Origin of the sequence: Arthrobacter sp. H35-D1 (genome assembly GCF_030063185.1) — a bacterium.
GTDB lineage: Bacteria > Actinomycetota > Actinomycetes > Actinomycetales > Micrococcaceae > Specibacter.
Window position 1 is genome coordinate 467,558 of sequence record NZ_JASISP010000001.1, and the last position, 15,853, is coordinate 483,410.

A 15,853-nucleotide genomic window follows, 5' to 3' on the forward strand; every position below is an offset into this window, starting at 1 on the left:
ATTGTGTCGATGGAAGGGGCATGTTACGCGAATTCATCATGTTTTGGGCCGCGTGGCATTCAGGCATCCCACAGTCCGTCCGAACTGCATCGGGGCTGGGCGTTCAGCGCGCGCCAGCTGCCGTTTCAAGTTGCTGTCCTGCCCTCGCGCCGCGTGCGGGCGCGGGAGAGGATTTGTGAGATGACATCCGTTTTTGCCTCCGCGTAGTAGTTCATGTCGGACCACCGTTGTTGGGCGAGACGCCTTTTAGTTGTGGCATAGAGGGTGCGGTCCGACTCGTCCGCACGAAGCCAGTCACGAAGATCCAGATAATTGGTAACAACAGCATCGCCGGCGGAAAAAACATGAATGTGAACATCCTTGGACGGCGACCTCATCATGTGGTGGCCAGCTTCCCGCACACGGAGCACGAATCCGGCGTCCTCAAGCATGCCAAGATAGTCATCCTCGTCCGCAACGTCTTTGACTGTCAGCAGAATGTCGATAATCGGTTTCGCTGCCAATCCTGGGACCGACGTCGATCCGATGTGCTCGATGGACAGAGCGCCGTCCCCAACTGCCTCTTTGATGACCGAAGCCAATTGATCGAAAAACTGAGGCCAAACAGAGTCGTAGTCGACGATGACGATTGGACGTTCCTCTTGGCCCCCTATTAAAACGGCGTCCAAGTGCTCACCTGATACTGCGGCCAGGAACTCATCATGTCACTACCCCGGCCAGTGCCGTCACAGCAGACCGTCCCGGCCGCACGCAATTGCGACATAGCGCACTATCCCCATAGTTGTCCACACTGTGGATAACTTTTCCCCACAAGCCACAGGGTTGTCCACTGGCGTTGACAAGTTATTCGAACTATCCACACCCCGTCTTCGAAAAAGTGGTTATCCCTAGTTGTTCACAAAGTTATCCACAGAAGTGGATAACTTTTCTGGAATTTTGGCCCTGGCACTGCGAAACTCCAGAAACTAAGTAATCCACAGCTGTGGAATTACATGTGTGTAACTTGTACATATGTGCATAAGACTGGGGAAAACCATACGTACGACTAGTCTCCATCTACTAGAACTACAGCACTGTAAGTTATGCCCAGTTGTGGACAGTACTGTGGACAACTGTGGATACATGCAACGATGAACGCATGGAACTAGCTGACAACCTTGATGTCCACAGAGTTTTCCCACAGGAAGCGACCCAAGAACAAACCGATGAATATCGTCGGCTCAGCGCAGAACAGGGCTGCGGCGTCGCCATTATTAGCACGACGCTGCGCAACCACGACTATGCAGCAACAGTGAGCGCCTACGTGTCAGTGTCCTATGACCCTCCGACATTGCTTGTCAGCCTTTATGCAGAGTCCAGGATCGCTCTTGCCGTGGCAGAGTCTGGCTCGTGGGCACTCTCATTATTGACAGCAGAGCAGCGTGGCCTGGCGAATTGGCTGGCCAGTCCGGGCACCCCCATCGAAGGGCTGCTCAAGCAAATAGATTTTAGGCGCGGTCCAGTCACCGGAAACGCGGTGATGGCGGGTGCGCTGGCCTATTTCGAAGTCGAGACCACGGCCATTCATGAAGCGGCAACCCACCTCTTGGTGGTGGGAAATGTGGTTTCCATGGGTGAAGATGCCCCATGGACCAGGGACTTGTCACCCTTGATTCACTATGGCGGTGACTACCGCCGTCTCAAGCCGTAGAAAAGGCGGAGTTTTTGCGGTCGTTGCACGGGGCTGCCCGTCCATGCCCCGTGCTCCCTGTGGCTTGGTCCATCTGCAGCTTGCACGTTCGATTGATCGACCCTGCGACTGCGCGCGGTTGTTTAGCCCAAGAGAAAAGCAGGAAAGGTGGAGACCTTGTACATGGTCAGTACAACCAGAAGCGCCGCTACCGCGGCAATCCCGCCCCATTGAACCAGCACCCGGTTCTTTGCCGGTGCATACGCGATGGCGACTGTGCACAGCACTCCTGCAATCAAGCCGCCCAGGTGGGCCTGCCAGGCAATGTTGGGGACGATGAACCCAATGGCAGCATTGATGAGCAGCAACACGATGATCTGCCGGAGATCGCCGCCACGCTTCTTTTGCACCACAAAGAGTGCCCCGAACAAGCCGAAGACTGCCCCGGATGCTCCCACAACCACTGTGTCGATGGGGGCAATCAGCAACACGCCGACCGAGCCCGCGAGGGCGCTGACAAGATAAACGGCAAGGAAGCGGGCGCGGCCAAAGGCCGGCTCCAGAGCGTTGCCTAGAATCCACAGCGCGTACATGTTGAATGCAATATGCATGATGTTCTTGGAGTGCAGGAACGCTGAACTCACCATTCGCCACGGTTCGGTTTCCGTAAGAAACGGAGCATAGGCGAAGTTCTGAAACACGAAATCCTTCGGGATGGCCCAATCAAGAGCGAAGGCCACTGCGCAGATGGCCATCATCGTTATTGTGACCACTGGGCGCCCGGCACGGGCCACACCGCCAAATATGGTCCGGCGTGAAGGAACCGCCTTGCTCGACTCACGCACGCAGTCCACACACTGCACTCCCACGGCTGCGCTGCGCTGGCAATCCGGGCACGTTGGCCGGCCACACCGTTGGCAGCTCACATACGAGACACGGTCTGGGTGACGCGGACAGACAGGGGCTCCTGTGGCGGATCCCCGAGCCGGGAAAGCAGAACTCATGGGTTGGTTCCTCTTGGGAATAATACAAGGAAGGCTTCAGCCGCCGGATCCACGCAGGACCCGGCGACCAAAGCCATGAAATTGAAACGCCGTTGTTAGAGCTGTTCGACCGTCACCGAATTGATGACGACGTCTTCGCGCGGCTTGTCGCCTGCACCGGTTGCAACAGCCTCAATGGCGTCCACAACTGCTCGTGAGTCCTCGTCGGCGACCTCACCGAAGATGGTGTGCTTGCCCTGCAGCCAGCTTGTATTGACGGTGGTGATGAAGAATTGTGAACCGTTGGTTCCACGGCCACCCTGGGTGCCGGCATTGGCCATGGCGAACTTGTAAGGGTCGTTGAAGTTCAGGTCGGGGTTGATTTCGTCGTCGAACTGGTAGCCCGGTCCGCCAATCCCGCGGCCCAAGGGGTCTCCAGCCTGAATCATGAAGTCCTTGATGATGCGGTGAAAGATGGTTCCGTTGTACAGCGGGGTGTTGGTCTTCTCGCCGGTTCCAGGGTGTGTCCACTCGGTGGTGCCGGTGGCGAGTCCGACGAAGTTCTCCACGGTCTTGGGGGCGTGGTTTCCAAAGAGGTCCACCACGATGTCGCCAAGGCTTGTGCTGATAGTTGCTTTTGCAGTTGGAATAGCAGTCATGGCGATATTCTGCCACGACAACGTGGGAAATTTCTGACAGGCGTGTTCATTCCGCGCCCGGCGAACTGCCAAATGATAGCGAGACCGCGCTTGTGGACGTAGGCTGAACCATGAAACTGCTGACATCTGGAGGAAACGTGAAGAAGGTTGACCGCTTAACCCAAGGTTTGGAAGACTCACTCAACACTGGGGTGGAGAACGCCAAGGACTGGACAACTCCCCGCGTGGAAGCTGCATGGGGCTGGGCCGCGCCACGCATTGAAAAAGGCATCGAGCAGGCATCCCCGATCGTGCAGGACGGCCTCCGCAAGGCTGCCAAGTACACTGCGGATGGCGTTGCTTCCGTAACGCCGAAGATCCAAGACGGCCTGGGAAGACTTGCCCCCCGCATTTCAGATGCCGTGGACGGTGCAACTCCCCACATCAAGGAAGCCTTGGACAAGACAGCACCGGCCATCACCACGGCCAAGGACAAAGTTGTCGATGACTTCATTCCGCTGTTCGCGGACAGGCTCGGGGACGCAGCCAACGCTGTCGGCGCTGCCTTGGACAGTTCCAAGGCAGCCCACCAAGTGGAAATCACCGCTGCCAAATTGACGGGCAACAAAAAAGCCGTGGCCAAGGCCAAAAAGGCTGCCGCCAAATCTGCCAAGGATCTGGCGGCCAAGCTGAAGAAGGCGTCCAAGAAAAAGAAGTCCGGGAAAGGGTGGATTGTTGTAGGCATTGTTGTTGCTGCAACCGCCGCGGGCGTGGCCGTCTGGAAGGCTTCCAAACCTGTGGCCGATCCTTGGAAGACTCCCGCTCCGGTGGCTCCGACTGCAACCCCTACGACGAACACCTCATCCGAGCCAGCTGTGCCTGCGCCCGTACCCGCGGATGACGGCGCACACAAGGGTGTGAAGGACGTCGCCGACACTGTGCAGGAGAAGGTAAAGGACACAGTTGAGAGCGTAAAGGACAAGGTTGCCGAGACCGTTGCAGATGCGAAGGAACCCCTCGCCGAGGCCGCAGACGATGTAAAGGATGCCAAAGACGCCGCAGTCAAGGCAGTGAAGAATGCAGTACCGAAGCCTGCAGACCCCAAGAAATAGGCCCCAATTGCACAAGCATTGAGGACACCGCCGTGACCGGCGGTTGGTAGCTTCCGGTGGGGGCCAAGATCAGTTGATCTTGGCCCCCATTTGCGTCCTTGTTGTGTGTCAGTGCGCTTGCTGCGTGGGCTATTGCTGAATGCCGCTGCGGCCCTGGCGGACAATGACCACGGCAAGGCCCGCAAGGATCAATCCCAATCCTGCATAGATTCCAGCAGGCAGCGATTGGCCCAGGAAAACGCCGGCCAGGAGTGCAGCCCCTGGAATCTCCACCAAAATCATCATCGACACCACCAGCGGGGATATGGTGGCCAACAGGTAGTTGAAGATCGTGTGCCCAAATAGTTGAGAGGCCACTGTCACAGCCACAATTCCCCACCAGGCTTCGGCCGGAATATTGATCAGCGGTTGGCGGAAGAGCAGGCACAAGGCAAGCAAAATCAGCGAACACAGGGCATAACAAATACTTGAGTAAACACTCGTTGAAAGGGTTCTGCGTGTTCTGGCGCCGGCGAGCGTGTAAATGGCTGCCAGAGCCCCTCCAAGGATGGCCAGTACGTCACCCAACAGCGCCTGCCTTGAGAGGCCCATGTCGAAGCCTGTAATCACCACAACACCCAGCAGCGCTGCTCCCAGCCCGAGCATCACTGGCCGCGAGGGCCTTCTGCCCCGGATCCACTGGTACAGCGCTATCCATGCCGCCTGCAGGCATACAAGGGCAGTGGCCGCTGCCACGCTTGTCAGCTTCACCGACGTGACAAAGCAGGCGAAATGCAGCGCCAACGCAGTTGCGGCGATCATCGTGTATTTCAGCTCGTCGCGGTTCAAGGACTTGAACGCTCCAGCGTTTCCCATGAGCGCCGGGGGGCCAAGGACAACGGCACCAAACACATTGCGCCACAGGGCAATGGTCAGTGCCGGGGCCATGGTGGCCGCCATGATGGGCCCTGAGGCGGAAACACCCAGAATCCCCACGACGGCCAGAATGAATATCATTGTCCTAGCGTAAGACACCCCATATGACCGACAAACCGCGAAACATTCAGACTTAAACAAAACAACCCCGGTCCGCGGACCGGGGTTGTTTTCATGGTGGAGGCACGGGGACTCGAACCCCGAACCCCCTGCTTGCAAAGCAGGTGCGCTACCAATTGCGCCATGCCCCCATGAGGCTGATTCAGTATATATGGAACAGTTGCCAAAGATTCAATTTACTGAATCTGTCGCTTTGCTCCACGTTGTCTTCACAACTTTGGATTCCCGCCACTTCTTGTTCGCAAACATGACAGCTCCTAAAGCTGCGACGAATATCAGCAACTTCTTCACTGCACACCATCCTTCAAACAAGAACCAACTGGTTCCGTGGGCGTACCTGGACTTGAACCAGGGACCTCTTCGTTATCAGCGAAGCGCTCTAACCGCCTGAGCTATACGCCCTCATTGACCGCACCGGGCCGAGACAAAACTTTACCCCACAGATTCCCAAAGTCCAAAATCGGCGGGCCTTCGGGCTTTTTGGGCCCGCCGATTCAAGGATTTCCAAGGATTATGCAACGCCAAATATGGCGTTGGCTGCTCAGTCGTCGGTCAAGGTGACACCAATTCCGCCCACCAGGGTGGCGGAAATGTTGTAGAGCCAAGCAGAAAGTACCGAAAGTGTGGTCAACAACACAACATTGACGACGGCAACAATGGTTGAGAACGAGGCAACCTGACCCAACGAGGCGATGCTGAGAAGGTCAAAGGGTGCACCGCCCTCCTTACCTTGGATCTCATTGACAAAGGCGTTGACTGTGTCGAACAGGCCAATGGCATCAAGCAGCGACCACAGCACGATGGACGCGACAACCGTGACAATGCCCAGTGCCACGGACAGCAGGAAAGCCATTTTGAGAACAGACCACGGATCCACCTTGCTAACCAGCAGGCGTGCACGGCGTGCCTTGGCTTTCGGCGCCGGCTTGACCAAAGCCGGAGGCCCCTTGGGGGGAGCCGTCTTGGGCCCGGTCTTGGGTGCCGGCTTCTTAGTTGCAGTTGCTCCGGCAGCCGCGGAAGCGCTGCTTGGGCGCTGTGTCGGGCGGGCCGGGGTACCTACCCTTGGTGCGGAGCCAGGCCGCGGAATCGGGTTGTTGGTGCTCACTCGGTACCTCCAGTTGTTCCGTCATTACCATTTAACGGTACTTCATCAATCTGCTGCTTGCCGTCCAGCTCAGCCACAGGGGTCCCCTCAGGCGCCTCGGACTCAGCCGCTTCGAGCTCCTCTTCGAGACCGCGTTCGCTATTGCGGGCAATGCCGATGATGCGGTCGTTCTTGTCCGGTTTGGCAAAAATGACGCCCATGGTGTCGCGTCCCTTGGCCGGAACCTCGGATACATCCGAACGGACCACCTTGCCTCCGCCCATGACCACCAGGACTTCATCGTCTTCCCGAACAATCAGTGCCCCGATGAGATCGCCGCGGTCTTCCACGAGCTTGGCAACCTTGATACCCAGGCCGCCACGTCCTTGCAACCGGTATTCTCCGACCGCCGTGCGCTTGGCATAGCCGCCTTCGGTCACAATGAACACGAATGAGTCTTCGGTGACCACGTTGGCTGACAGCAGTTCGTCAAAGTCACGGAACTTCATCCCGGTAACACCCGAGGTGGCCCGCCCCATGGGGCGCAGCGCCTCGTTGGTGGCAGTGAACCTGATCGACTGGCCCTTGCGGGAAACTAGCAAGAGGTCATCCGTGTCAGAGACCAGCTGTGCAGATACAAGTTCGTCGCCGTCGCGCAAATTGATGGCAATGACGCCGGCTGAACGGTTGGTGTCATAGTCCTCCAATGAGGTCTTTTTGACTAGCCCGTTCTTGGTGGCCAGCACAAGATACGGGGACTGCTGGTAGTCCCGCAGCTCCATGACTTGGGCGATTTTCTCATCAGGCTGGAAGGCCAACAGGTTGGCGACGTGCTGGCCCTTTGCATCCCGGCCGGCCTCGGCGAGTTCATAGGCCTTGGCGCGGTAAACACGGCCCAGGTTGGTGAAGAAAAGCAGCCAGTGGTGGGTAGTCGTGACGAAGAAGTGCTCGACGACGTCGTCCCCGCGCAACGCTGCACCCTTGATTCCCTTGCCTCCGCGGTGTTGGGACCGGTAGTTGTCGCTACGAGTACGTTTTACGTAGCCTCCGCGGGTAATGGTGACCACCATTTCCTCTTCGGGAATGAGGTCTTCCATGCTCATATTGGGGTCGTAGCCCATCATGATTTCGGTGCGGCGATCGTCACCGTAGCGGGACGTGATCTCGGCGAGTTCGTCGCTGACAATGCCGCGCTGAATTTCCGGATCTGACAGAATCCGGTTGAATTCGGTGATCATGGTTTCCAGCACGTCATGACGGTCCTGGATTTTCTGGTGCTCCAAGGCGGCCAAGCGGCGCAACTGCATGTCGAGAATGGCCTTGGCCTGAGTCTCGTCGATACTGAGCAACTGCATGAGACCTTCGCGGGCCTCCTCAGTGGTGGATGACCGGCGGATCAAGGCAATGACCTCGTCCAGCGCATCCAAAGCCTTCAGCAACGCGCGCTGAATATGTGCTTCTTCCTCGGCTTTGCGCAGTCGGAACTGCGTGCGGCGGACAATGACATCCATCTGATGGGTCACCCAGTGGCGAATGAACGCATCCAGGGGCAGCGTGCGCGGCACACCGTCCACAATGGCCAGCATGTTGGCGCTGAAATTCTCTTGCAACTGTGTGTGCTTGTACAGGTTGTTCAGGACCACCTTGGCCACTGCGTCCCGCTTAAGCACAACGACAAGCCGCTGGCCGGTGCGTCCCGACGTCTCATCACGAAGGTCTGCGATGCCGGCAATCTTGCCGTCCTTGACGAGATCCGCGATCTTGATGGCCAAGTTGTCGGGGTTTGCCTGGTACGGCAGTTCCGTCACGACCAGGCACGTGCGACCTTGAATTTCCTCGACGTTGACAACCGCACGCATGGTGATGGAGCCGCGGCCTGTGCGGTAGGCGTCCTCGATGCCCTTGCGTCCCAAAATTTGGGCGCCGGTGGGAAAGTCCGGGCCCTTGATGCGCTCAATGAGGGCTTCCAGGAGCTCTTCGCGCCCCACGGTGGGGTTGGCCAGATACCACTGGACGCCTTCAGCGACTTCACGCAGATTGTGCGGGGGAATGTTCGTAGCCATGCCAACGGCGATGCCTGAGGAACCATTGACCAATAGGTTCGGGAACCGTGAAGGCAGGATGGTCGGTTCCTGGTTTTTGCCGTCGTAGTTGTCCTGGAAATCAACGGTTTCCTCGTCTATGTCCCGAACCATTTCCATGGCCAACGGCGCCATTTTGGTTTCCGTGTAACGCGGTGCGGCAGCACCATCGTTGCCCGGCGAGCCAAAATTGCCCTGTCCAAGGGCCAGCGGATAACGCATGGTCCAGTCTTGGATCAAGCGCACCAGCGCATCGTAGATCGCCGAGTCACCATGAGGGTGGTATTGACCCATGACCTCGCCCACCACGCGGGCACACTTGTTAAACGAGCGCTCCGGGCGGTAGCCGCCGTCGAACATGGCATACAACACTCGGCGATGCACAGGCTTGAGCCCGTCGCGAACATCCGGAAGCGCACGGCCGACGATCACGGCCATGGCATAGTCCAGATACGAGCGCTTCATCTCCTCCTGGAGATCAATTTGCTCAACTTTGTCGTGCATCAAGCTGCCTTCAAGAACGTCATCTCCCGTGGTTTCCACGGTGGGTTCTTCAGGGTTCTGGGGTGTTTCGTCACTCATGATCTTTTATATTCCATTCCCAATATATGTCAGATTCGCTCTATGTCTAGTTGGCCATGCATGCATGGTCTAGATGTCGAGGAACCGCACATCCTTGGCGTTTTGCTGGATGAAGTTTCGTCGTGATTCGACGTCTTCACCCATGAGGATGGAGAAAATTTGGTCTGCTTCCGCGGCGTCGTCCATGGTGACCCGCAGCAACGTGCGGTGTGCCGGGTCCATGGTGGTGTCCCACAGCTCCGTGTAGTCCATTTCGCCCAGGCCCTTGTAACGCTGGATGCCATTGTCCTTGGGGATGCGGCGGCCCGAGGCTGCGCCGGCGGCCAGCGCTGCATCGCGTTCCTTGTCGCTGAACACGTAGTCATGCGGCGCGTTGGACCACTTGATCCTGTAGAGCGGAGGCTGGGCCAAGTACACATAACCGTGTTCAATCAATGGACGCATGTAGCGGAACAGCAGCGTCAGCAACAACGTTGTGATGTGCTGGCCGTCAACGTCGGCATCGGCCATCAATACAATCTTGTGGTAGCGGGCCTTTTCAACATCAAAGTCCTCGCCAATGCCAGCACCAAATGCCGTGATCATGGCCTGGACTTCAGCATTTCCCAAAGCACGATCAAGGCGGGCACGTTCGACGTTGAGGATTTTTCCACGCAGCGGCAGGATTGCCTGCGTGGTTGGGTTCCTTCCTCGCACGGCGGAACCTCCAGCGGAGTCACCCTCCACAATGTAAATTTCCGACAGGGCAGGATCCTTGGACTGGCAGTCCTTGAGCTTCCCAGGCATGCCGCCCGATTCCAGCAAACCCTTGCGCCGGGTGTTTTCGCGTGCCTTGCGGGCGGCCAACCGAGCCATGGAAGCCTGAATAGACTTGCGAATAATGTCCTTGGCGGGGCCCGGGTTGCGCTCCAGCCAATCGCCGAGACCATCCGTTACAACACGTTGTACAAAGCCCTTGACCTCGGAGTTGCCGAGCTTGGTCTTCGTCTGGCCCTCAAATTGGGGTTCAGAGAGTTTCACGGAAATGACAGCTGTGAGCCCTTCGCGAATATCGTCACCCGTGAGGTTGTCGTCCTTCTCCCTGATGATGTTCTTCTCGCGGGCGTAACGGTTCATCAAGGACGTCATGGCTGCACGGAAACCCTCTTCGTGGGTTCCTCCCTCATGCGTGTTGATGGTGTTCGCGTAAGTATGGACGCTCTCCGAGAACGAAGTGGTCCACTGCATGGCGATTTCAACGGCCATGCTGCGTGCCGCATCCTCAGTTTCAAAGGCAATGACGTCTTCGTGGACGGGTTCATACTTCTTGGAAGTGTTCAGGTGCTTGACGTAGTCGAGCAATCCGTCCATGTATTGGTAGACAACAACCCGCTTGCCCGTGACAACGTCCTTGCCCTCGGGGATGGCATCCAAGTCGGGATCTTCGTCGGGAACAGCGAGTACTTCTCGCTCGTCGGAAAGCGTGATTTTCAGTCCCTTGTTCAGGAACGACATCTGCTGGAATCGGGCCCGCAGGGTTTCGAAATCGAAGTCGACCGAGTCGAAAATATCCGCGTCGGGGTAGAAAGTCTGGGTGGTTCCCGTTTCGGTGGTGGCTTCGCCCTTGACCAGGGTGCCCTGCGGCTTGCCCCCGTCGGCAAAACTCATGCGCCAGACGAATCCCTTGCGACGAATTTCTGTGTCAACTCTGCAAGAGAGGGCGTTGACAACCGAAATTCCGACTCCGTGAAGGCCCCCGGAAACCGCATAGCCGCTGCCACCGAACTTTCCGCCGGCGTGCAGGATGGTCATCACCACTTCAACGGTGGGTTTGTGCTCGGTGGGGTGAATATCCACGGGAATGCCGCGACCGTTGTCAACAACACGCACACCGCCGTCGGCCGTGAGTGTAATTTCAATGTGGTCGCAATAACCGGCAAGGGCCTCATCCACGGAGTTGTCCACGACTTCGTACACCAAGTGGTGGAGCCCGCGCGGGCCCGTGGAGCCAATGTACATGCCAGGGCGTTTTCGGACGGCTTCCAAGCCCTCCAAAACAGTAATGTCACTGGCATCGTAATGGCTGTTGTTCGCCCGTGTGGCAGATGTTTCAGTGCTTGGCGCCGCGCCTGACTGCGCATTTTCCGGTTCTGGATTCACGGCACTATCCGAATTATTCGTCGTCACAGGCGCGTTCGACCCCTTTTGTTGTTCAGCTCGATTGCCAGCATGGGAAAGTGCACACAACACTCATGTGTACGTACAACGTTTCCTCTTGGAAGGCAGATAAATACCGTTCTCAACGAAACCGAGATACCTTCCACAGCGCCGCTGAGAGACGGTCGTCCTGCAATTCTACCTTGCGACAGGACCATATGGGGTCTTAAAGTGCCCTAAAACGCGAGAAAACCGGCTTAGAAGGCAATTGTTGCTAGTCCTTTAAGGAGCTATGCGCCGACCACAGTTTGAATGGCCCTGCAGCGCCTTGGCACTTTCTCCGGACTGCTGCTGGAACTACCCGTACGTGTCCCGAGGGCCTCGTCCTTTTACATTGCGGAACCCCTTGCGCCAGCTTGGCGCAGCAGGTCCGAGAACCTGAATTTTCGTGACGACACCACGGCCCAATTCCGTATCAAATTTGGCCAGCAGTGAGGAGGCAAGCAAGCGGAGTTGGGTGGCCCAGCTTGTGGAGTCGCACCTGACATGAAGAGTTGTGGCTTCAAAACTCTCCGGTTGGCAATGTGCAGCAATTTCAGGTCCCACCAGGGCATCCCACTGCGCCATGACTGAACCCACGGCCAGCGGCGAGCTCCACCCACGCTCGGAAATCAGCCGGTTCACTACGTTGCCTAGTCCCAGCGGGTCCCTGCCGCCACCATATTTTGCATCCAGAAATGGTTGCCGCTTGCTTTTGGGGGCAGTCTTCTCGCCTAGGCGGCTGCGTGGGATTCTCAGTTCTCCGCGACTCTTGGCGATCCTGCGCATGCGGTTCAAGGCCGCTTGGGCGGCATCGATTTCTGTTGTGTGATCGCTGGCAGCCGCATTTTTGCGGTGCTTTTCACCGGTCGGATCATCATTTGGCGAGCCAAAAGGCGGCTCACTCATCTGCTGCCACGCCGCCGGGAATGACGTGGATGGTTGAGCCGGCCAGCTCCTCGGGAATATCCGCGCCGACTGCCGCAGTCACAAGGACCTGCTCCGCAGACGCAACCATCAAGGCCAGCTTCCGGCGTCGCTGTGTGTCCAACTCGGCAAAAACATCGTCAAGGATCAGAATTGGCTGGTTGCCGGCCACATGCTTGTCCTCGTCAAGAACATGGAAGGCAGCCAGTCGCAACGCCAAAGCAATCGACCAGGACTCCCCGTGGGATGCATAGCCGCGCGCTGGGGCCGTACCCAAGAGCAAATCCAATTCGTCCCGGTGCGGACCAGTCAGCGACATGCCCCGCTCCAATTCGCGTGTTCTTGAGCGCAGTAGCTCTGTCCGGTACTTTTCCGTCAATTCGGCCACGGTGCAAAGCGAAAGGACATCACCGTCTTCTTCACCTCCAACACCTCCAACGACAGATTCGCCGGCAATGTCGGGGGAGGGGCCATCGTGCATCTCCCCTGGTTCAAGACTGCTGCGATAAACAGCGCGCAAAAGCTTGGATCCGTCGGTGAGCTGTGCATAGGCCTCACCCACGTGGGGGCGTAGGCGGGTGAGCAGGTCCAGCCGTGCGGCAAGCAACTGTGCCGCTGCTGCAGCCAAATGCTCATCCCAAACATCCAGTGTTGACAGGTTTGCCTCGGACACTCCGGAGCGCGAAAAGTGCTGCGATCGAGCGGATTTCAGAAGGGCGTTGCGCTGCTTCAGCACCCTGTCATAGTCGCTGCGGGTTCCTGCATGCTTGGGTAACAGCACTACCAGCAAATCATCCAGGAAACGACGGCGGTTGCCGGGATCTCCCTTCACCAGGGCCAAGTCTTCCGGTGCGAACAAGACGGTGCGGCAAAGCCCCAAAATATCCCGTGCCCTCACAGGATTTGCGCGGTTGATGCGCGCACGATTGGCACGGGAAGCGTTGATTTCAACTTCCACCATCACTTTTTGTTCCCCCCGCACCAATTGGGCCCTGATCAGCGCGCGGTCCGTGCCAAAACGCAGCAAGGGGCCATCCTGGCTGACGCGGTGCGAAGACAGCGTCGACAAGTAGCCAATCGATTCCACAAGATTGGTTTTACCCAAGCCATTGGAGCCCACAAGCACCGTCACGCCGGGGGCAAGGGTGAGATCGACTTGGGTGTAACTGCGGAAATCAGTCAGTGAAAGATGCTCAAGATACATGGAATTACAGTGTGCCCACGACTAGGAACCTGAAGGTTTTGTGGCGTGACCGCCAAATTGGTGACGCAGCGCAGAAACCATCTTCATGGCAGGAGAGTTGTCTTCCCGTGATGAGAATCGGGCAAAAAGTGCAGCCGTGATGGCTGGGGCAGGCACAGCGTTGGCAATGGCTTCCTCCACAGTCCAACGCCCTTCGCCGGAATCCTCGACGTAATCGTCGATGGTCTCCAATCCGGGATCTTCATCAAGGGCCTTCACCATGAGGTCAAGCAACCAGGAACGAACAACTGTGCCTTTTTGCCATGCTCGGAAGGTACCGGGCAAATCCTGAATGATGTCTTTCTTGGCCAGAAGTTCATAGCCTTCGGCATAAGCCTGCATCAACCCGTATTCGATGCCATTGTGCACCATCTTGGCGTAGTGGCCGGCGCCAACTCCACCGACATGGACGAAGCTGTCTTCCCGTTCGCCTGCGGGACGAAGGGCATCCAAAACAGGCAGCGCCCGTGCCACGTCTTCGGCAGCGCCGCCGGCCATCAAGCCATAGCCGTTTTCCAAGCCCCAAACTCCGCCTGAAACACCAACATCCATGAAAGCAATATTCCTGGCACCGAGCATTTCACCGTGCTTTTGGTCCTCAGTGAATCGCGAGTTACCGCCGTCAACCAGCAAATCCCCGGGTTCAAGCAAAGCGGACAAGGCAGTGATGACGGACTCGGTAATGGGACCAGAGGGCACCATCACCCAGACAAGTCTCGGAGCAGGAATGGCTGCGACCAGTTCCGGCAGGGAAGGGACATCGGTGACATCGGGATTCTGATCAAATCCCGTCACGTCAATGTTTGCTGCCCGCAGTCGCTCCCTCATGTTGAAGCCCATTTTTCCAAGTCCTACAAGGCCAATATGCACGTTCGTATCTCTCTTCCGTGGGCTGGTTGGTGGCAGGACATACCACCGGGTTTGGCGGCGTAGGTGGAGACTTATTGGCTGGGCAGCCTCACCGGCATGACCAGGTAGCGATACTCATCCCGACGTTCACCATCGATGTCGTCCTGCGCGCAAAGCATGGCCGGTTTTGGGGCAGAGGTGAATGAGAAGCGCACATACTTGCTGTCAAAGGCGCTCAAGCCTTCGCTGAGATAGTGCGGATTAAAAGCTACGGTAATTTCATCGCCGACCAGAGTAGCGTCCAGGTTTTCAGAAGCCTGTGCATCTTCACCAGTGCCGGCGTCCAAGGTTAGCTGGCCATCCGTGAAGATCAAACGAACCGGAGTGTTGCGTTCGGCGACCAAAGAAACCCGGCGCACTGCTTCGGCCAGGGAAGTGGTCTCCACCGTTGCATGGATGGGCGTGGTGTCAGGGAACAGGGAGCGGATCTTGGGGTAATCGCCGTCTACCAACAGTGATGTGGTTCGGCGGCCACCACTTTCAAAGCCAATGAGCTCATTGTTCTCAGAAAGGGCGATGTTGATGTTGCCTGAACTGCCCAGTGACTTGGCCACTTCGCTTAGTGTTTTGGCCTTGACCAGAGCGCCTGTGGAAATGTTGGCATTGGTGGGATTCCACCTGATTTCCCGCAGTGCCAAGCGGTATCTGTCCGTGGCCAACAAAGTGATGAGGTCACCTTCAATTTCCATTTTCACACCAGTGAGAATGGGCAAAGTGTCGTCTTTGCTGGCGGCAATGATGACTTGGGATACTGCCTGCGCGAAAGCTTCGCCGTCAACAGTTCCACTGAGTTCAGGCAAGGCTGGAAGTTCGGGGTAGTCGTTGACAGGCATGGTGGCCAAATGAAAGCGGCTGCTCCGGCACGTCAACGTGACTTTGCTTCCGTCGGTTTCTACATCCACCGGTGCAGCGGGCAGACTGCGGCAAATATCTGCCATCAAACGGCCGGAGACCAGGACGCTTCCTTCTTCGGAAATGTCAGCTGGAATTTGCAGGCGCGCCGAGATTTCATAATCAAAGCTGGAGAGGCTCAGTGTTCCTGCTTCAGCTTTGAACATCAGGCCTGAAAGCACTGGCACTGGAGGGCGTGGTGACAAGGAACGCGCGGCCCAGCTGACTGCTTCGGTCAGAACATCCCGTTCGACTCGGAACTTCACGGAAGGGTGCCGCCTTTCATGGTGCGAAAAAGTTGATTGATGCTTTTGATCTTTGTTCCCAGCGTAGGCAGGGAGCAAGGGTGGAATTACATGCTTGCAGACAGCTTAGCCCCTTGGCCAACCCATTTGGGCATCGGAGTTGATGATCGAGAGGACGTCGGAAGGGCAAAGGAAAATGTTGTTTGAAATGCATATTTCTTGTAGTTAGTAGTGTTAATAAGTCCTGTGGATACTGTGGATAAGTCCGCTGGGCCACGT

The 15,853-nt window shown here is 57.2% G+C and carries 14 protein-coding genes and 2 tRNA genes; 2 read left to right on the forward strand and 14 right to left on the reverse strand.

From position 1 onward, the window contains the following. Positions 1-125: 125 nt before the first annotated feature. Positions 126-668, reverse strand: coding sequence for a GrpB family protein (locus tag QMG25_RS02170; RefSeq protein WP_283456871.1), 543 nt, complete (start codon positions 666-668; stop codon positions 126-128). A 470-nt stretch (positions 669-1,138) separates the two neighbouring features. Here QMG25_RS02170 and QMG25_RS02175 point away from each other — a divergent pair, with 470 nt between their 5' ends. Continuing rightward, positions 1,139-1,690 (forward strand): flavin reductase family protein, encoded by a 552-nt coding sequence (locus QMG25_RS02175; RefSeq protein WP_283456873.1) that lies wholly within the window; start codon positions 1,139-1,141, stop codon positions 1,688-1,690. Between the two features lie 122 nt (positions 1,691-1,812). Here QMG25_RS02175 and QMG25_RS02180 read toward each other — a convergent pair whose 3' ends face one another. Together QMG25_RS02180 and QMG25_RS02185 are read right to left on the reverse strand one after the other, a co-directional pair. Further along, positions 1,813-2,424 (reverse strand): rhomboid family intramembrane serine protease, encoded by a 612-nt coding sequence (locus tag QMG25_RS02180; RefSeq protein WP_349307099.1) that lies wholly within the window; start codon positions 2,422-2,424, stop codon positions 1,813-1,815. Between the two features lie 344 nt (positions 2,425-2,768). After that, entirely contained in the window at positions 2,769-3,311 is a 543-nt protein-coding gene (locus tag QMG25_RS02185; protein ID WP_283456876.1) for a peptidylprolyl isomerase, read from the reverse strand. Between the two features lie 110 nt (positions 3,312-3,421). Between QMG25_RS02185 and QMG25_RS02190 the strand changes: the two genes are divergently transcribed. Further along, positions 3,422-4,402: a hypothetical protein gene (locus tag QMG25_RS02190; protein WP_283456878.1), complete on the forward strand. Its 981-nt coding sequence runs from the start codon at positions 3,422-3,424 to the stop codon at positions 4,400-4,402. A gap of 129 nt (positions 4,403-4,531) precedes the next feature. Here QMG25_RS02190 and QMG25_RS02195 read toward each other — a convergent pair whose 3' ends face one another. The 11 genes from QMG25_RS02195 to dnaN form a co-directional block, all read right to left on the reverse strand. Then, positions 4,532-5,398 carry a DMT family transporter gene (locus QMG25_RS02195; protein ID WP_283456880.1) on the reverse strand — a complete coding sequence of 289 codons (867 nt, stop codon included), beginning with the start codon at positions 5,396-5,398 and terminating at the stop codon, positions 4,532-4,534. Positions 5,399-5,492: 94 nt separating this feature from the next. Then, positions 5,493-5,568: transfer RNA gene (locus QMG25_RS02200), tRNA-Ala, on the reverse strand. Between the two features lie 40 nt (positions 5,569-5,608). Then, positions 5,609-5,728 carry a DLW-39 family protein gene (locus tag QMG25_RS02205; protein WP_283456882.1) on the reverse strand — a complete coding sequence of 40 codons (120 nt, stop codon included), beginning with the start codon at positions 5,726-5,728 and terminating at the stop codon, positions 5,609-5,611. A 37-nt stretch (positions 5,729-5,765) separates the two neighbouring features. Further along, a tRNA-Ile gene (locus QMG25_RS02210) sits at positions 5,766-5,839 on the reverse strand. Positions 5,840-5,978: 139 nt separating this feature from the next. Then, the gene (locus QMG25_RS02215) at positions 5,979-6,542 is read right to left on the reverse strand and encodes a DUF3566 domain-containing protein (protein ID WP_283456884.1); all 564 of its coding nucleotides are present in this window, start codon (positions 6,540-6,542) and stop codon (positions 5,979-5,981) included. Then, positions 6,539-9,184, reverse strand: coding sequence for a DNA gyrase subunit A (gene gyrA / locus QMG25_RS02220; RefSeq protein WP_283456886.1), 2,646 nt, complete (start codon positions 9,182-9,184; stop codon positions 6,539-6,541). The genes QMG25_RS02215 and gyrA overlap by 4 nt, the downstream gene beginning before the upstream one ends. Positions 9,185-9,253: 69 nt before the next feature. Then, entirely contained in the window at positions 9,254-11,350 is a 2,097-nt protein-coding gene (gene gyrB, locus QMG25_RS02225) for a DNA topoisomerase (ATP-hydrolyzing) subunit B (RefSeq protein WP_283456888.1), read from the reverse strand. Positions 11,351-11,677: 327 nt separating this feature from the next. Further along, positions 11,678-12,268, reverse strand: a complete 591-nt coding sequence (locus QMG25_RS02230; RefSeq protein ID WP_283456890.1) for a DciA family protein — start codon at positions 12,266-12,268, stop codon at positions 11,678-11,680. Beyond that, positions 12,261-13,490 carry a DNA replication/repair protein RecF gene (gene recF, locus QMG25_RS02235; RefSeq protein ID WP_283456892.1) on the reverse strand — a complete coding sequence of 410 codons (1,230 nt, stop codon included), beginning with the start codon at positions 13,488-13,490 and terminating at the stop codon, positions 12,261-12,263. The genes QMG25_RS02230 and recF overlap by 8 nt, the downstream gene beginning before the upstream one ends. Positions 13,491-13,511: 21 nt before the next feature. Beyond that, positions 13,512-14,399 carry a phosphogluconate dehydrogenase (NAD(+)-dependent, decarboxylating) gene (gene gnd / locus QMG25_RS02240; protein WP_283456895.1) on the reverse strand — a complete coding sequence of 296 codons (888 nt, stop codon included), beginning with the start codon at positions 14,397-14,399 and terminating at the stop codon, positions 13,512-13,514. Between the two features lie 71 nt (positions 14,400-14,470). Continuing rightward, the gene (gene dnaN, locus QMG25_RS02245) at positions 14,471-15,595 is read right to left on the reverse strand and encodes a DNA polymerase III subunit beta (RefSeq protein WP_283456897.1); all 1,125 of its coding nucleotides are present in this window, start codon (positions 15,593-15,595) and stop codon (positions 14,471-14,473) included. Positions 15,596-15,853 lie beyond the last annotated feature (258 nt).

Coding starts and splice junctions, on each gene's coding strand:
- QMG25_RS02175 (WP_283456873.1), top strand. CDS start 1,139: ATGGAACTAGCTGACAACCTTGATGTCCACAGAGTTTTCCCACAGGAA.
- QMG25_RS02185 (WP_283456876.1), bottom strand. CDS start 3,311: ATGACTGCTATTCCAACTGCAAAAGCAACTATCAGCACAAGCCTTGGC.
- QMG25_RS02230 (WP_283456890.1), bottom strand. CDS start 12,268: ATGAGTGAGCCGCCTTTTGGCTCGCCAAATGATGATCCGACCGGTGAA.
- gyrA (WP_283456886.1), bottom strand. CDS start 9,184: ATGAGTGACGAAACACCCCAGAACCCTGAAGAACCCACCGTGGAAACC.
- QMG25_RS02195 (WP_283456880.1), bottom strand. CDS start 5,398: ATGATATTCATTCTGGCCGTCGTGGGGATTCTGGGTGTTTCCGCCTCA.
- recF (WP_283456892.1), bottom strand. CDS start 13,490: ATGTATCTTGAGCATCTTTCACTGACTGATTTCCGCAGTTACACCCAA.
- QMG25_RS02180 (WP_349307099.1), bottom strand. CDS start 2,424: ATGGCCATCTGCGCAGTGGCCTTCGCTCTTGATTGGGCCATCCCGAAG.
- QMG25_RS02190 (WP_283456878.1), top strand. CDS start 3,422: ATGAAACTGCTGACATCTGGAGGAAACGTGAAGAAGGTTGACCGCTTA.